The following is a 17,669-nucleotide window of genomic DNA, read 5'->3' on the forward strand; positions in this document are numbered from 1 at the left end:
TTTACTCATTGTACAATGATGAAGACCCTACATAATATTTTAGTAGACCTACAGGAGGATGTCATGTTTAAGCACTTTGATGTAATTCTATTTCGCTTTTTTGTTTTTTGGTTTAGCTGTGGTCTTGTATTACTAACCTTTGATATTCTTCCCCCCATCTTAGAGTGGGCTAACGCTGTTTTTCTTATTTTAACAGGTGTTCTTGGTGCTACATTTTTCATTCGACAATATGGGACTAAGATCGGGTCCCTTCTTTCATTTTTAATTGTGTTCATCACATTTGTCATTGAAGGAGCAGGTGTACACTATGGCATCTTATTCGGTGACTATTATTATAATCCAGACTTTGGTTTGATCATATTTGAAGTTCCTTTTACGATTGGGGCTGCGTGGCTTATGGTTATCGCCACCACTCATGTGATAGCTAGAGCGTATTCAAGACGCATTCAAAATAAACTATTCGAGTGGTTTACCTACGCCCTAGTCGGCTCCTTTGCTGCAGTGATTATGGATGTCATTCTTGACCCAGTTGCTTTTCAAGTAAAAGAATATTGGGTATGGACTGCAGGAGGCTTCTATTACGACATACCTCTTTCAAATTTCACTGGTTGGTTTGTTCTTGCCTTTATCCTGCATTCGGCGGTTTTTTTCACCTTACATCTAGTGAATAAATGGCATGGCTCTATTAGTCGCTACTGGCAGCCGAGAATGATCTATTTGTATGTAATGGTGATTAGCATGTTCTTGGTCTTAGCAATAACCAACGGCTTATGGCTCGCTACCCTTGCATCCATTGGACTTACCGCTATCGTCATCGGAGGATATTTCCGATTGAAGGAGCAGGCGATATGAGAAGAGCCAATAAAAACAAATACTTCTCCAAAGCCTTCCAGCTATATACAACGTACTGGCTCATTAAGCGTTCATTTTCAGGTATTTATATTAAGGGTAATTTCGTGGAAGACGATACCTCTGGCCTTATTGTATCTAATCATTCAAGCTGGTGGGACGGGATCATTACCTTTTATCTTTCTCAAAAAATCTCGCCTTGGCAAAGCTATGCCATGATGAGTGACGAGGGATTAAATCAATTCCCCTTTTTTAACAGGATTGGTGCCTTTTCAGTAGATACATCCAGCGCTCAATCTGTCAGAAGGTCACTTAGTTATAGCTTAGAGTTACTAAATGCAGGGAGCGCAGTATGGATCTTTCCACAGGGAGCAGAACTACCTTTGGAAAAAAGACCATTGACACTCCAACCAGGTGCTTCTTTTTTAATGAATCAAGCTCCTACCGTCCCGTTATATATTGTGACGTACTATTACTCCATGTCGCATGAACAAAAACCACGTCTCTACATACATGTTAATCATCTTAAGAAGCCTGATGATTATGAACAACTAAAGCGATTTGAACTAAATACTCTATTAGAATCATCAATGACCTTACAGCTTAATCAACAACGTGATGATGTTGCTAATGAATCAACAGATGATTATACCTTGATGGAACTAGGGTACCGTTCTGTTAGTGATTGGTTCAGCCTTTGGTCGGGAGGCAAAAGAAAATGAGTACACTTTACATCTATATTGGTATACACGCTTGCTTATTGATTTGGGTGTTCATTAATCAGCACTACATGCCAGGACTACAGAGCTTTAATACAATCAAGCAGAAAGACCTTGTTTCTGTTCTAATCCCTCTTAGAAATGAAGAACGTAATGTTAGTGGTCTGATTCAAAGCCTTAAGGCTCTTTCTTATTCAAATCTCGAGTTTATTTTTTTAGACGACCAATCAACGGATCATACAAAAGCATTGCTAGAACAGGAGATTAAGCAATTACCCCATGCTAAAATTTTGGACGGCTCCGCGCTTCCGCCCTCTTGGGTTGGTAAAAATTTCGCCTGCCACCAGCTTAGTCAACACGCTAAAGGGACATATCTATTGTTTTTGGACGCAGATGTGAGACTTGCTTCTACTGCCATTGATGTTAGCCTCCATACCCTCCAGCACCGTACTGCAGGCTTATTATCCGGGTTTCCAAAATTTCCTGTTAAGGGCCTTTTAGCGATGCTCGCTGTTCCTATGCAGCATGTCTTTATTTATTTGCATCTGCCGCTTATGCTCGCAAACAATAGTAAACTTCCACAAGCCTCAGCCGCACATGGGAGCTTTATGTTTTTTAATTCTGCCATTTATCATGCCATTGGTGGCCACCAGGCGGTAAAGAGCTCGCTTGTAGAGGATGTACACTTAGCACGGTTAGTTAAACAAAAAGGCTTCTCCACCTGCCTTGCAAATGTAACCAATTACGTAAGCTGCAACATGTATCAGTCTAATAAAGATGTGTGGGCCGGTTTCTCTAAAAATGCCTTCCCAGGGATCGGCAAGTCGTGGCTTCTTGCCGCTTTTGTCATCTTTTTTTATAGTTTCATCTTTGTTTTGCCAGTTGGATTGCTTTGGTTTGCCTTTAGCAGCCATTGGCTCTATAGTATCCCGTTTGCTTTAAGTGTGATAACAAAAGGAGCGATTGACTATTTAGCAGCACAAAAAGCATGGATCGCCATTCTGATGCCACTATCTGCTTTGGTCATCATCGCTATTTTACTGCGGTCCATGTCTCTAACTGTTTTAAAATCAGGCTACTCTTGGAAAGGACGCACCTATTCATGAAAACGATTGTTATTATCGGCGGTGGTCTTGGAGGATTAAGTTCCGCCATCTCACTTGCTAGAAAAGGGTATAAGGTACATGTTTTAGAAAAAAATAATCATTTTGGTGGAAAAATGCGTCGCTATCACATAGGAAACGCATCCTTTGATTTTGGTCCAAATACCATTACGATGCCTGAAATCTTTCAGAAAGTGATTAGCCAGACTGGGGCAAATCCGGATCATTACTTCACGTTTGAACGCATAGTCACTCATACTCGAAATCACTTTTCTGATGGGACCTACTTGGATATGTCGAGTGATGCAGATGAAATGAAACAAAACTTAGCGCCCCACTCCATATCCAGCTCATCCTATGAGCACTACCTTGCAGAGATCACTCGATTGTATCAATTATCAAAGGAGCATTTTTTCCCAAGGACATTTACAGGTTGGACGGATTATTTGTCGCCCACTTTAACGAAAGCACTTCTTTCGGTTCATCCTTTGCAGAATCTAGATACGTTTCACCGCCGTTATTTTAAGGATGAACGTGTGGTGCAGATGCTTAATCGCTATGCTACCTACATTGGCTCCTCCCCCTATCAAACCCCTGCCACCTTTGCGATGATAGCTTACTTAGAGCTCGTTCAGGGTGTTTATTATGTTAGAGGAGGAAATCCAACCATTGCTGAAGGTTTTGTCAAAAGAGCAACCGAGCTTGGTGTGACCCTTCATACAAATAAGCAAGCCACTCGTATTCAAGTCGAACAGAAAAAAGCGGTTGCAGTAGAGTGTGAGGATGGATCATATTATCCATGTGACGAGGTGATTTTAAATGGAGACTTGTTACAAGTCTATCCTGATTTAGTTGCAGAAGAGCACCGGCCATCCTTTTTAAATAAAAAAAGAGATCAGCTACAGCCTTCGATTTCAGCCTTTGTCATTCTCGTCTCGCTAAATACTCGATTAAAGGATCTGCGTCATCATCAGGTCTACTTTAGTAGAGATTATAAGCAGGAATTCGACGATTTATTTAAACAACAACAATATAGCATGGACCCCACCATCTATATCTGTAACTCTTCTTTCACTGAGCCAGCATTATCACCTGATGGAGATAATTTGTTTATTTTAGTTAATGCACCTGCGCTGACGGAGGCACATACTCAACCAAAAAAGCTAGAATCGTATAAGCAGCATATCTATTCATTGCTTGAATCGAAGGGTATTCCCATACATGCTCACCTAATTAAAGATCAAGTCATTACACCAAAAACGATCCAAAAAGACTACTCTGCCTACCGTGGAGCTTTATATGGACTAGCAGCTAATACCAAACGTCATGCTTTTTTACGACCTCAAAATAAGGCGCAGGATTTGAAGAACCTCTATTTTGTTGGTGGCTCTACTCACCCAGGCGGAGGCTCACCTATGGTTGTATTAAGTGGATTAAATGTGGCCCGATTAATTAGTAAGAAATAAGGTGCTTACCAAAGAAACACGCCTATGCTTCGGTAACGGCATAGGCGTATTTGTTCTGTTTATTGAAAATCTCTAGGGATTTGTTTAGTCCAGGTTTTTGTAAAAATTTGTTCCTCCGCTTCAAAGGCAGTGACTTCGTTTGTTAGATAGAAATAGGATTCATCCGCTGTCATGATACTATATGTTTTGATTCGTGTTTGCCACTCCTCACTTCCAACTGTTAGATCCCATTCACATTGTGCTTTGGCAGACAAAGGATCTCCTTCTTTAATCGTATACGTGTTTCGGTTTGTACTGCCGTACTCAATTCCATTGCTAATTAGTCTTCTTTGCCCTTCATCAGAGAAATCATCAAGTACCCATTCTTTTTTTATTAAATCATAGTGAATGTGACGATTACGATGCTCCTCCCTAAGGACTTCTTTTTTGGCTACAGGTGCTGCCTCAGGTGCTTCAAACGGCCAATGGTTCTCTTCATGCTTTATTGGTCGAACTGGCAAGTATAGCTTTGTCTTAGTTCCAGAATGAACCGTTAAAGTCACTGGTTTTTTGGAAGGCCATGCATGAGGCCAGTAGGTTGGTGAAATAGATAACCGTAATTGATGGCCAGCCGGGACTTGTTGTCCAATCGCATTCAACTGTACAACGGCTGTGTATTCCTTACCAGGGATTAATGCCTTTGGTTGTTCATGACCATCGAGATGATTTAGATTAAGCATCCCCCAACTGAGTAACGTTGCCTCACCATTAGGTGCCACATCAGACAGGCGAACAGCCATTAAAGCTTCTGGCTCATCAGAGGTGAAACTCACTTCAAGCTTAGGGAAGCCTAATAGCTCCATATCCGTTTTAAGTGGATCTGAGGTAAAGGAAAGTGATAGTGCATCCTCGAGTCTTTGATCAGAAGCCAAATCACCAGGCTGGCCAAATGGACACCAAACACCGCTGTAGAGTCCGTGCTGTTGCAAGCTTTCTACCTTCCAATCCCCCGCTTCAGATGCTTCTGCTTCTAATGTTTGATTTCCTAAATACAACTTTTTCAACGGATTTTGATGATTAGGCCAGGTTTTTTCCTCAATCCAACGGCCGGGGCGATCTTCGTAATCGACCTCAGGGGGAACACTTTCCTGTATCCACGCCCGCAGTATTGGCTCCTCCATCACTCCTGTGTCTTCCCCTTTTAACCATTGATCCCACCAGCGAACACATTCCTGTAAAAATCCTATCGCTGGTCCTGGAACGGCTACTTCAGGGTATTCATGAGCCCATGGACCAATTAACCCTTTTTTCGGGCCTTTGAGCCCTTCTAATAATCGAAAAATTGCATTAGTATATCCGTCTGCCCATCCTCCAACAGCAAAAACGGGAATCTGAACGTTTGAATACTCTTCACAGATAGACCCCTGCTTCCAATAGTCATCACGTCTTTGGTGCGATAGCCATTTCTCTACAAAAGGAGGTGTTTCTTCAAGCCGTTCTAACCACTTTTCGCGCCACGAATCACCCACGTGCTGCGGATCTAAAGGACGTGCATTATAAGCTAGCATGGTAGAGGACCACCAAAGCATGTCCGATGCTAAGATATTGCCTCCCATGTAATGCACATCATCAGCATAACGGTCATCGGTTGAACAAAGCGTGATAACGGCCTTGAGCTGCTTTGGTTGATGATAGGCTACCTGTAACCCATTAAAGCCCCCCCATGACTTACCAATCATGCCTACGTGACCTGTAGACCAAGGCTGCTGTTCAATCCATTCAAGAACCTCCAGCGCATCCTCTTGTTCCTGTGGCAGGTATTCGTCATGGAGGATGCCGTCTGAATCTCCACTTCCTCTCATGTCCACCCGAATACTTGCATACCCATGTCCTGCAAAATAAGGATGACGAATAGAATCACGTAAAGCAGTAAAATCATTTTTTCGATAGGGTAGGTATTCAAGAATTGCTGGAACCGGATGATTCTCTGCATCCTCTGGCATCCAGATTTTCGCTGATAGCTTTGTCCCATCCTTCATCGGAATCCAGATATGCTCGATTTCTTTTATTTGATAAGGAAAATTCGTGACCGTTCTAAGCTTTTCATCTCGTACGTTAAAAACCATATTACATCCCTCCGCAAACTAGTAATCTATGAATCAAAGTCAGCTTTAAGCCACTTTATAAGTGATACGGTTAGCAGGAAATAGATAAATACCACTGGCACTGCAACAACAACTGCAGAGGTTTGTACAACTCTTAATCCGCCTACCGTTAATAATGAGATTGAGAGAACCGCAAGAATGATTCCCCATACCATACGATGCCATCTTGCTGGTTCCTCTTTATCCTTTAATTCCTTTGTCGCAATGGAGGATAACACATACGTTGCTGAATCAAGCGAGGTAGCAAGAAAGATGAAGGCTAAAATTAAAAAGAAAAATAACACAAATGTACTAAGTGGTAATGATCTCAATACTTCAACGATCACAGCTGTTTCACCATGAGCGTCTAAAACACCTGTTAAAGATACGAGACCATTTGTTTCTAAATGGATAGCATATCCACCGAATACGGCAAAATATAACCAGCTTCCAACAGAACCCCATAATAGGATTGACAGAATCAACTGTCTGATTGTACGTCCTCTTGATATCCGTGCAACAAAAAGTCCAATAAAAGGAGCTGTTGCAGCAAACCAAGCCCAATAAAATACTGTCCACGTTTGTGGGAAACCACTAGCCTCGTTTGGATCAGTATAAAAGCTCATTCTCATAAAGTTCTGAAGCATCAATCCAAAACTATTTGTAAAATTAGATAAAATAAATAAGGTTGGACCAACCGCTAATACAAATAGAGCCAAAGCTAGCGCTAGATATACATTGATATTACTTAATTTGCTAATCCCTTTGTATAATCCAGAATAAGCACTTGCACAATAAATCACTGTCCATATTAATATAATCGTAATACTTAACAATAAGTTCTGCTCAAATCCAAACAACTCACTTATAACCGCCGATACCATCGGCACCCCTAGTCCAAGCGAGGTTCCTAATCCTCCGACCAGGCTCCAGATCACAAGAATATCAATCGCTTTACCAATGAAACCGTCCGCGTGTTTGCCAAGGACCCCACGACAAGCTGAGCTTATCTTTAGTGATTTCTGTTGCTTTACAAAAAACGAATAGGCAATGACAACGGTTGGCAAAACATAAAGAGCCCATGCGGATAAGCCCCAATGAAATAATCCGTACGTGACAGCCCAATCTGCTGCCTCTGTGCTCCCAGCTTCGATTCCAAAAGGGGGTCCTGTGTAATAATGGATTGGTTCAAGAACCGACCAAAACATAATACTTGTTCCCATTCCTGCGCAAAATAACATAGCTCCCCAGCTAAAGGTCGAAAATTCAGGTTTATCATTCCCAAGCTTAACGGAGCCAAATTTACCAAATGAAAGCCAAGCTAATAGAATAAAAAGCCCAAAGGTTAAAAATTGAAATAACCAATCCATCTTTAGCGTAATATCTGTTAGAAGCGCATCCATAAACGGTTCGGATGTCTCTCTAAAAACCACTAATAAAACAGATGAAATGGCAATGACTATAATTGAACACCAAAATATCAATGGATCTACTTTTGCCTTTCTCATCTAAACACCTCTCTATTAATCGCGTTTATAAATTAATCATGATTATTTTTTGAACATGATTATGTTATCATAGTTATAAAACAGAAACAAATGAACCTCGCATGATTTTCTTTCTGCAAATGATACGATTATAATAAAACGTAAGAACACGTAAGGAGAATAACTAGATGGATAAGCGAAATATTAAAATGCAGCGGATGTGGAAGTATTTTATAGAAGCAGCCGCTGACATCATTCAAGACGAAGGAATAGATCAAGTTACTATCAGAAAAATTGCAGATAAAGCAGGATATAATAGCGGCACACTATATAATTATTTTGACGATCTCTCCCATGTGCTTTTCTTCGCGTCTATGCGTTTTTTGAAACCCTATACTACGGAAGCCGCTGAAACCTTGAAAAAAGGAAATAATTCTATTGAAAAATATTTGTTAGCGTGGGAATGCTTTTGTAAACATTCGTTTACTGACCCCAAGTTGTTCCACACTATCTTTTTAATGGACATTGGTAGTAAACCCGATGCACTTTTCGAGCAATATTATCAAGTGTATTCATCGGATATATTGGATTTCCCTGAGGATCTTAAACCCGTCTTATTTCAGCAAAGCATGACTAAACGGGGACTAAGCCTCTTAGAACAAGCTGTGAGTGAAGGGGTTATTGAGGAGGCACAGATCGAGTCTATAAATGAGTTAACAACACTTGTTTGGCAGGGAATGCTTACAAATTTACTAAATAAGCGTCAATCCTATACACCAGAAGTGGCCACCAAAAAAACCATGAATTATATTCACCAGATTGTTACTCATCGTGAGGTTTTTACCACTTAAAATAAGCGAACAGGACATCTATGTGTTTTGCTACAGAGGCTGGGACATAACTGTGAATAAGTTTCATTTTAATAAAAAATTCCTTTTTTAGTGGCCTCGATAAAAAGGTTCGTTTAGCTAAATACCTTCCCGCGGTGAGCATGCCCCTATTTATGGGAGCGGTGACGAAGAACTCTTACTCGAATAACCACCATTTTTCTACAACAAAAAAGCTGAACAATTAAATTGTTCAGCTTTTCTCTACTTAATCCCAATCACATTGCGATATGAAGAAAACGATTTATTTACAATTGGGCAAGAATTTTTTGTTTTTCTTCCTTTGTTACATAGGAACGTTGAGTGAATACATTATATTGATTTTCTCTCACTGAATTAAGGATTGCTCTATACATATACGCAGCTCCTTTGACGGGAAGGCGGGCATCCAATGGGTAATGGTCTATGGATTGAAAGGCAATCTGATAGAGCTCTTCCGCACGGCTTGCCATTTCCTCCCAGAGAAGAATAAACGACTTAGTAACCTTACCCTCTCTAATTTGCTCTTCAGTCACCTGATACTTATCCATTAGATCCATTGGTAGGTATATCCGATTGCGCTCGATATCTTCTCCAACGTCTCGAAGAATGTTAGTGATTTGCATAGCGGTCCCTAGCGCCTTCCCTCCCTCAGTCAATCTTAGATGATTGTCAGGGGCAAGCACTGGTAATAGCATTAATCCAACCGTTCCGGCAACATAATAGGAATATTCTTCGACCTCTGCCATCGTCTGATATCTGTTTTTAACTAAATCCATTTTTTGTCCTTTAATCATATCCAAAAATGCATCTTGATTCATAGAGAATCGTTGAAAGACATCATGAAGCGCTATCCATATGGACTTCTCCAAATTAGGATGATTTTCTAAAAAAAGTAGAAACTCTTTTTCAAACGCTATGATTTCATTTTCCGGGTCATCTCCTTCATCAACAATATCATCTACACTGCGACAAAAAGAATATATGGCCCATACCGCTTTTCGTTTAGGAGAAGGCAGCAGACTAAAAGCTTTTGAGAAGGTTTTCGAATGACGATTGATGATGGTGTGACAATCTTGGTAAGCTTCTTCTAACGTCTTCAATTAGATGTCACCTTCCTTTCCACTTGTTCTGCCTCCTCTAATAAATAGTCCGAAAGCAGTTTTGCTCCTTGCATAACAATGGGAATCCCACCACCCGGATGAATCGATGCTCCAACAGCATATAAATTCTCGTACCCAAATGGTTTAAATTGTGGTCTAAATACACCTGATTGAATTAATGTAGGAGCTAACCCAAAGCTACCTCCTTGATATAGTCCTTCTTTTTCCGCATCCTCTGGTGTACATATATCCATCCACTCTATATGATCATGTAAATCAGGAAAACGCCATTTAGAAATGACATCTACACACTCATCGACAAACTCTTGAATACTCTCCCACTTGACATCAGAGTTTGATGGTACTGGGATAAGAACATACAAAACACCCTTACCTTCAGGAGCTAATGACTTATCAATAATAGAAGGATGAAACACATAGATTGATGGGTCAACAGGTAGAGTCCGATCTACAAAAATCTCTCTCATATTCCTTTGGAAATCTTTAGACATATAGAATTGATGCACATCAGCCTCTGTATACACCTTATCAAGGCCCATATACAGTAATAAGCAGCCTGAAGAAGCCGTATAATTTGTTCGCTGCTTCTTTTTTGCGGGCAGCATCTTTTGGGCGATTGGAATTTCACTATTTAAAATAAATCGATCAGCTGTAAATAATTGCTTTTCCGCTTGAACCGCCTTGATTCGATTTCCGGTATGAAGTACTTGTGTTACATTTGTACCAAACACAATCTTAACCCCACGTTTTTTTAATTCCTCTTCTAAAATAGGAATAAGGCTGCCGTATCCCCCTTTTAGATACCAGATCCCATGTTGATGTTCACTATACGAAACCAGTGAATATAGTGCTGGTGATGCTGCAGGTGAACCTCCAATATATAGGGTTTGAAGAGAAAACGCTTCACGCAGTTTCGAGTCCTTAAAGAAGGATTGCGTTTGTTGCTCAACCGTTTGGTAGGCTTTAAGTTTAATTAAAGCTGCTAAAGAGCCCGGGCTGAAAAAGTCACGCTTCTTTAAAAAGTGACGATCCAAAAACACAGACTTCCCAAGAGTAAAGCGTTGATTCATCGTTTGCAGGTAGCGTATATAGGCGTCCTCTTCTCCTGGAAACACACGAGAGATTTCGGCGATTTGCTTGTCTTTATCACTCCACTTTGTGAAGACCGTACCATCTGAATATGTTAAAGAATAAAGTGGGTCAATTCGAATAAATTCTAAATCATGTGTACTAAATCCCGCTTCACTAAAAATAGATTGGATCATGTCAGGAAGCAACACAATCGTTGGTCCCTTATCGATTCGATAACCATCTCTTTCTACAATAGCTAGCCTGCCGCCAAGAGACTCATTTTTCTCAACGATCGTCACTTCTTCTCCTTGGTTTGACAGGTAAAGCGCAGTAACTAATCCGCCAATTCCTCCGCCCACAATTACGGTACTCATAATTGGTACAACCCCTTTTTGTCAGCAGCCATTAACGCATTAGATGTGATACGAGCTGACTCTAATATTGTAGGAAGCCCGCTTCCAGGGTGGGTACCTCCCCCTACTAGCCAGCAATTTTTTAGCTCTTGAAATTTGTTATGTGGTCTAAAATACATCATCTGTCCTAGGTTATGAGCAAGGTTAAACGTGGCTCCCTTGTAGATATGATGCTGCTTTTCCCAATCAAGCGGTGTCCACAGCTCTTCAAACACCATGTGCTCTTTTAGAGACTTAAAGTCTGTTCTAGCCTCAATTATTTCATAGATCAAGTCCCGAAAATCATACTTATAAGTTTCCCAATCTAATAGACTAAAGTTATTTGGCACTGGAGCTAGTATATACAGACCGGATTTTCCTTCTGGAGCTAAAGTAGAATCGGTTACAGAAGGATTTTGTATGTATATAGATGGATCATCAGAAAGAACTTTACTTTTAGTAATCTCCTCAACATTTTTTTTATAGTCCTCTGAAAAAATGACGGTGTGATGAGGTAGAGTGTATTGCTTATCAAGTGCAACGTACATCATAAATGAAGAGCACGAATACTTTTTCTTTTCAAGTCTCTTTTTTGAATACTGCTTCAATGGTGTATCTGAAAGCAAACTCGTCATTGCATAAGCAAAATCTGCATTAATAATAAGTTCATCGTAATCATGAATTTCTCCTGTTTCAAGAAGCAAACTCTTTACTACCTTATTATCTGTTTGTATTTGCTTTACTGGGCTATTTAAATGAATGCGTCCGCCATACTCTTTAATAACAGAAGCCATTGCTTCTGAAATTTGATTTAATCCACCTATTGGATGCCAAACTCCATATTCATGCTCCATGTAGGAGAGAATACTAAATGCCCCAGGACACTCCCAGGGAGACATCCCTAAGTATTTTGATTGGAAAGTAAATGATAGCTTTAACCGTTCATCCGAGAAATATGAACTTAACACTTGATACAAGGACTTATTAAGTGAAAGCTCGGGCAATGCTTTGAGTGTTCTCCACCTTCCATAGTCTAACAACGACCCATGTTGGTTTTGCAAAACAGGTAAAAGAGCAGCCATTTTCCGCCTTGTGTCTCTAAGAAATTCTTTGTACCCTTCTTCATCTCCAGGAAAAAGAGTTTTAATTTGTTTATACGTCGATTCAATATCAGTTGAAGGAGAAAAGATTATATTTTTAAAGCGTAGCTCGTATAGTGGATCTACTTTAATAAGTTCAATGTAATCGTATAGCTTCCTACCTACTGCATCAAAGATTTCCTCTAATATGTATGGCATACTAAAGAAAGTTGGCCCTCTATCAAAGACATAGCCATTCTTTCTAAAAGCAGAGGTACGACCACCCACATAGGATTGCTTCTCATATACGTCAACCTGATAGCCTTTTCCAGCAAGAAGCATAGCACTTGCCAATCCACCTGGTCCCGCCCCGATTACTGCAATTTTCTTTGTCATAACGTTCCACCTTGTCTACGATAGTAAAAGATCTATCCGTTTTAAAAAAAAGACATGCAAGAGCATGTCTAAAAAAATTCCCTCTTCTCCTATATCATAAACCTTTTTTACTCTTCAGGCATCACTATTTGACCATTTTTTTTATCACTTGATAAGGTATTTTTAATAATAGATGATAATTCCTGTGGAGGATAGGGTTTTGTAAGGTATTTACTCACTCCATATTCCTCTGCTTTATCCCTCACTTCATTAAGAGCAGAAGAGATAAACACAGGCAAATTCTTTGTCGTTTCGCTTTGTTTTAACGCTTGAATGAAGTCCCAACCATCCATATCATCACCAAGCATTAAGTCTACTACCACTGCGTCCATTTGCTGTTCTTTAATATGTTCTAATGCATTATGTGGATTAAGGAAATGCTGAACTTCAAAACCACTCTGCTTTAGTTCTTCCGCCAAAAGCAAAGCAAGACTTTGATCATCTTCAATAATAGCCACTTTGAATCGATCAACTTCGTTCGGCTGTATTGTAGAAATAGGCAGAAGCGACATTTGTTTTTCGTAAGGTATAGAGATATCAAATGTACTTCCCTCACCAAGCATTGACGTTACTGAGATCCTTCCACTATGAGCTTCCATAATTTCTTTTGCAATCGGTAATCCCAAGCCTGTCCCACCAATTTTTCTACGATCACTGTTATCAATTCGATGGAATTTAGTAAATAACTTAGTAAGCTCCGTTTCAGGAATACCAAGACCTTCATCGGTTACATGTACATGCAATGTGTCTTCTTTATTAGTTAGTACCAGCTCTATCCTTCCACCCTCTGGTGAAAATTTAACAGCGTTACTTATAAGATTGGTTAACACTTGCTCCATGCGATCAGAATCTGCCCATACAAGGGTGAAGTTTGCCAAATCTCTGATTATAAATTGATGCTGAGGATGATTTGGTTCAAACCTTAAAACCACCTGAATAACTAACTCTTTTAAGTCTAGTGAAGTTTTGTGATAGGTTTGAACATTGGCTTCCATCCTCTGCAAATCAAGAAAATCGTTAATAAGATTTGTTAATCTATTTGCTTCCTTATGAATGGTTTGTAAATATTTTTCTTGTCTTGCGGGTTTAAGCTCTCGTTCCAGCATGAGCTCTGTGAAGCCAAGAATACTTGATAACGGTGTTCTAAGCTCATGACTTACCGTACTCACAAGCTCTGACTTCATTTTATCCACTTCATGTTCCTTTGTAATATCGCGATGGACTAAGATCGTACCCGTCCTCGTACCAGATTTAAAAACTGGTTCGGCATACACTTCTATAATTTTTGTTTCATCGAGTAATTGGTATTTGAGCGATCTTATTTCAGTTGCTTCCGAAAATGTCACTTCTTCAAAAAACTGCTCCAATTTGTCGGAATCTTTTACACTTTGAAGAAATTTCTCTTTCCAAGCTTGATAATGTAATCCACATTCTTCTCCGACCTTCATATCAATCATGTTTCGGAATAACTCATTCGAACGCAGGAGTGTACCGTCTTTATTTACAAATTGAATTCCTTCATTCACGTTATCAATTATATCTTGGTTCACTTGCCGATCCTGTTCCGTTTGTTCATAGAGTAAGACCTTCTCAATCGCAATAGATATATGGCCCATTACGCCATGTAATTCTTCTTTTTCCTTCGCAGAAAAACATGACCCTAAACGTGTTGCACAAAAAACAGCGCTCAAATCATTTGTAGAAGAATAAACCGGTACGTATAAATCAAAGACATCAATTAGTTCATCAGCTATTCCTTGCTCAAAGCGATTAGATTTTCGCTGAACTTGATGATAGTTTTTTGTTTCTTGAATGAGTGCTCCAATGCCATCATGGAAGGATGTAGAAAACTCTTTAATTAGCGTCTCACTGATTCCTCGCATCGCCACTTTCCTTGAGCCTTTGAGTAAAACAAACGCCATTCGCTCTGCTGGGTAAATATCACTTAAGTGGCGCACGATCGTATCAAGTAAATCCTGTTCATTTAATGTCACAGAAATAGAATGATTTAAATTATTGTATTTCTCCAGCACTCGTCGAACCTGTTCCGTTTCTTCAAGTGATGAACGTAATTTATACTGTTGAGTCTCTAACTCTTCCTGCTGACTGATTAACTCTTCATTTTGAGCAATAAGCTCTTCTTCTTTCTCTTGTAATGTGTGAACCATTCCATTGAAGGTTCGCGACAATATGCCTACCTCGTCATCTCGGCGGCTTTCAACTAGATTTACATCCTTTCCAGCTGCTAGCTGTTCACTAGCCGTTGTCAAATCGCTCAGTGGTTTACCGATTTTTGTAAAGATTCTTCTAACAATTAGAAATAAGGCTGCAATAAAAATAATAATAAATCCAAAAAGCATCCATAAAACAATGTTATTTTCTTCAATATACTTAGTGCTTAATTGAGCCAACATCGCGTTACTATTTTCTAAATATGATGACGTTAAACTTGTCAGCTCATTTACTAGGGTCGCTCCACTTGAGACTCTCAACTCGCTAAGCTCATCTCGACTACCATTCTCAATCATCTCAGTTGCTATAGGTAAAAATTGCTCAACCTGATTAACTAGCGTTTCAACCTCTTCCTTGAACTCTTGATCCTGCTGATTTATATCTAAGATCCCAAATTGATCAAGTGATTCATTAACAACTTCTATTTTCTGATTGACTGCGGCTAGCTCTGTGTCTGTCTCAAACGCTAAGTATCCTCGGGCATGAATTAGCATCTGACTTGCATTTGTTTCAATTTGTAATGCAAGCTCTTGTTTTTGAACAAGCCTTTCCCGTTCAGAAACATAATTTGTTTGTGTGGAGCTTACATAAATCAACAGCGCAGCTCCCAACGTCATAGTAATTAAAATAATGACTGACATAAATGAAAGCAATTGTCGATTCAAGGTCTTACTGAAAAAAAGCTTCATTGTAGAATCTCCTCTACTCGCTCCATTAACACTAGCGGACTAAACGGCTTTGCCAAAAAATAATTTGCCCCTTTTTCAATAATTTCCTCTTGATCGGCCTGTTGGCTTTTTGCTGTCAGCATCAAAATTAAGACATCCTTCTTATCTTCCATCGCTCTTACTTCCTCAATAACTTCTAGTCCTGTTTTTTCTGGCATCATGTAATCAAGCACCAGCAAATCAAAGTGATGTTTGCGAATTAGATCTATAGCTTCTTGTCCATCAGACGCTTCCAGTACTTCACAATCCAGATCTTCTAGTGTGTCTGTAATTAACATCCTTAGTACTTCCTCATCATCTGCAACTAATATTTTTTTCATTTAATGTACCTCCTAAAGTAAGGTTCTTTGAAGTAGACGTTGGATACGAGCTCGCAGCTCATCAGGCTGAAAAGGCTTTGTAATATAATCATCTGCACCGGCATTTAATGCTTCAACTACTTCCTGTTCATCTGAGCGCCCTGTGAGCATGACTACCATTATATCTAATTCAGGGTAGTGATTCCGGATGGTTGATAAGACCTCTAAACCATCTAATCCAGGCATCATGCGATCCAAGATGACAAGGAATTTCTGCCGGGGCTGATACCAATCAGATGCAATAAATGCCTCTCCTGTAGCAAAGGTTTGAATGTTAAATGAATACCCGCTGACATGTACTTGTTTTAACTGCTCCTGTACTAAATGTCTTAGAATTTCGTCATCATCCACAATATATATATTCACTATTTGTTCGGCTTCATATTTCTCGAGCGGGCTATATAAAAGCGTTTTGTTTCGTCCGGTCCTTTTTGCAGCATATAATGCCTTATCTGCTTGATCTGCCAATTCTTCCACTTTACTAATCTCTTTTGTCACTTCCGAGATCCCTGCCGAAAACGTTACTGTAAATTGATCATCCTTATACGGAAAAATAACCTTCTTAAATCCTTCACGAATTCTTTCAACCATCACTACTGCATCATTTGAATCTGTATTTGGCATAAGCAACACAAATTCTTCTCCCCCTAATCGAATGACCAGATCTCCCTCACGTTTGACACTTGTTAAATAGTCAGCAAATCCTTTTAAAACCGCATCTCCCATGTAATGTCCATATGTATCGTTTACTTTTTTAAAAAAATCAATATCCATCATGACAAGTGAAAAGATTGTTTCATGCCTATGGAATAGTTCTAGTTGTCTAGTGCCCTCCAGTCTTAAATACCTTCGTGTAAACACACCGGTTAACTCATCATACATAATTGAGTTCTCAAATATAGACCTTAATTGAACGCGATTAGTAATTCGAATCGAGAGCTCTTCATAATCAACTGGTTTGACAAAATAATCTGTTAGCCCTCTTTTATAAGCTTGATTTTGAATATCTTTGGATATTAGTTCACTTAATATCATAACGGGTACAATCTCAGATACTGCCTTTTGCGCCAATGCATCCAATTCTGCTGGAGCGTTCTCATATTCATATGGATAGTCAAGTAACACACATTCTGGCTTTTGATCCGTAAATAACTGATTTCCTTTTTCAAGTGAAATGGCCCCTGTCACCATAAATCCAAAGGGTTCGAGTTTTTCTTTGACTTGAGCTAAATACTCAGCATGCTCAGAAATAATAAGAATCAATGAAACATCCTGATTCTGCAATGATTGGTTCTGCTTATTTCCTTTCAAGATTACTGTATCACCAAGATAAACAATAACTTCGTCGTAAGTCCACGTATGCTTAGTTGAATCAAGACCTTCAAGTCGCTCCCTTGCTTCAGCAGAATATTGAGGAAGCTCAATCGACGATCCCGTCCCGGCAATTGAATGGAGAAAACGATACAAATCTTTATAAGTAATGACTCGCTCGCTTTCCCACTCTTTCAAAATATCTTCAATTTTATCTAATAGTTTAGTTTGATATTTCTTCATAAGTAAATCCTTTCTAACCATTTCATTTGACCTATTGAATGGATTTAATATCCATAGATATGTATTTATTATAGTAAAAAAA

Annotated in this window: 13 protein-coding genes; 5 read left to right on the forward strand and 8 right to left on the reverse strand. The window is 39.4% G+C overall.

The features are described from left to right. Positions 1–63: 63 nt before the first annotated feature. From FN960_RS09510 to FN960_RS09525, 4 genes are read left to right on the forward strand one after another with little or no spacing between them, the layout of a single operon-like run. The gene (locus FN960_RS09510; protein WP_143848479.1) at positions 64–852 is read left to right on the forward strand and encodes a carotenoid biosynthesis protein; all 789 of its coding nucleotides are present in this window, start codon (positions 64–66) and stop codon (positions 850–852) included. Then, positions 849–1,571, forward strand: coding sequence for a lysophospholipid acyltransferase family protein (locus tag FN960_RS09515; protein ID WP_185970992.1), 723 nt, complete (start codon positions 849–851; stop codon positions 1,569–1,571). The genes FN960_RS09510 and FN960_RS09515 overlap by 4 nt, the downstream gene beginning before the upstream one ends. Beyond that, entirely contained in the window at positions 1,568–2,674 is a 1,107-nt protein-coding gene (locus FN960_RS09520; protein WP_143848481.1) for a glycosyltransferase family 2 protein, read from the forward strand. The genes FN960_RS09515 and FN960_RS09520 overlap by 4 nt, the downstream gene beginning before the upstream one ends. Beyond that, entirely contained in the window at positions 2,671–4,137 is a 1,467-nt protein-coding gene (locus FN960_RS09525) for a phytoene desaturase family protein (protein ID WP_143848482.1), read from the forward strand. The genes FN960_RS09520 and FN960_RS09525 overlap by 4 nt, the downstream gene beginning before the upstream one ends. A gap of 59 nt (positions 4,138–4,196) precedes the next feature. On the opposite strand, the gene FN960_RS09530 is transcribed toward FN960_RS09525, so the two are convergent. Further along, entirely contained in the window at positions 4,197–6,242 is a 2,046-nt protein-coding gene (locus FN960_RS09530) for a CocE/NonD family hydrolase (protein WP_143848483.1), read from the reverse strand. A gap of 26 nt (positions 6,243–6,268) precedes the next feature. Beyond that, positions 6,269–7,768: a BCCT family transporter gene (locus FN960_RS09535; RefSeq protein WP_143848484.1), complete on the reverse strand. Its 1,500-nt coding sequence runs from the start codon at positions 7,766–7,768 to the stop codon at positions 6,269–6,271. A gap of 167 nt (positions 7,769–7,935) precedes the next feature. Between FN960_RS09535 and FN960_RS09540 the strand changes: the two genes are divergently transcribed. After that, complete coding sequence (locus FN960_RS09540; RefSeq protein ID WP_143848485.1) at positions 7,936–8,598, forward strand: TetR family transcriptional regulator; 663 nt, start codon at positions 7,936–7,938, stop codon at positions 8,596–8,598. Between the two features lie 284 nt (positions 8,599–8,882). On the opposite strand, the gene FN960_RS09545 is transcribed toward FN960_RS09540, so the two are convergent. From FN960_RS09545 to FN960_RS09570, 6 genes are all read right to left on the reverse strand, one after another. Next, positions 8,883–9,716 carry a phytoene/squalene synthase family protein gene (locus tag FN960_RS09545; RefSeq protein WP_143848486.1) on the reverse strand — a complete coding sequence of 278 codons (834 nt, stop codon included), beginning with the start codon at positions 9,714–9,716 and terminating at the stop codon, positions 8,883–8,885. After that, complete coding sequence (locus FN960_RS09550) at positions 9,713–11,182, reverse strand: phytoene desaturase family protein (RefSeq protein WP_143848487.1); 1,470 nt, start codon at positions 11,180–11,182, stop codon at positions 9,713–9,715. The genes FN960_RS09545 and FN960_RS09550 overlap by 4 nt, the downstream gene beginning before the upstream one ends. Continuing rightward, a complete protein-coding gene (locus tag FN960_RS09555; protein ID WP_143848488.1) occupies positions 11,179–12,675 on the reverse strand; it encodes a phytoene desaturase family protein in 1,497 nt (498 codons plus the stop codon). The genes FN960_RS09550 and FN960_RS09555 overlap by 4 nt, the downstream gene beginning before the upstream one ends. A gap of 107 nt (positions 12,676–12,782) precedes the next feature. Beyond that, positions 12,783–15,635, reverse strand: coding sequence for an ATP-binding protein (locus tag FN960_RS09560; protein ID WP_143848489.1), 2,853 nt, complete (start codon positions 15,633–15,635; stop codon positions 12,783–12,785). Then, entirely contained in the window at positions 15,632–15,994 is a 363-nt protein-coding gene (locus FN960_RS09565) for a response regulator (RefSeq protein ID WP_143848490.1), read from the reverse strand. Before FN960_RS09565 ends, FN960_RS09560 begins: the two co-directional genes overlap by 4 nt. A gap of 12 nt (positions 15,995–16,006) precedes the next feature. After that, positions 16,007–17,587 (reverse strand): GGDEF domain-containing response regulator, encoded by a 1,581-nt coding sequence (locus FN960_RS09570; RefSeq protein WP_185970993.1) that lies wholly within the window; start codon positions 17,585–17,587, stop codon positions 16,007–16,009. Positions 17,588–17,669 lie beyond the last annotated feature (82 nt).

It is taken from the genome of Alkalicoccobacillus porphyridii, assembly GCF_007293315.1.
GTDB lineage: Bacteria > Bacillota > Bacilli > Bacillales > Bacillaceae_D > Alkalicoccobacillus > Alkalicoccobacillus porphyridii.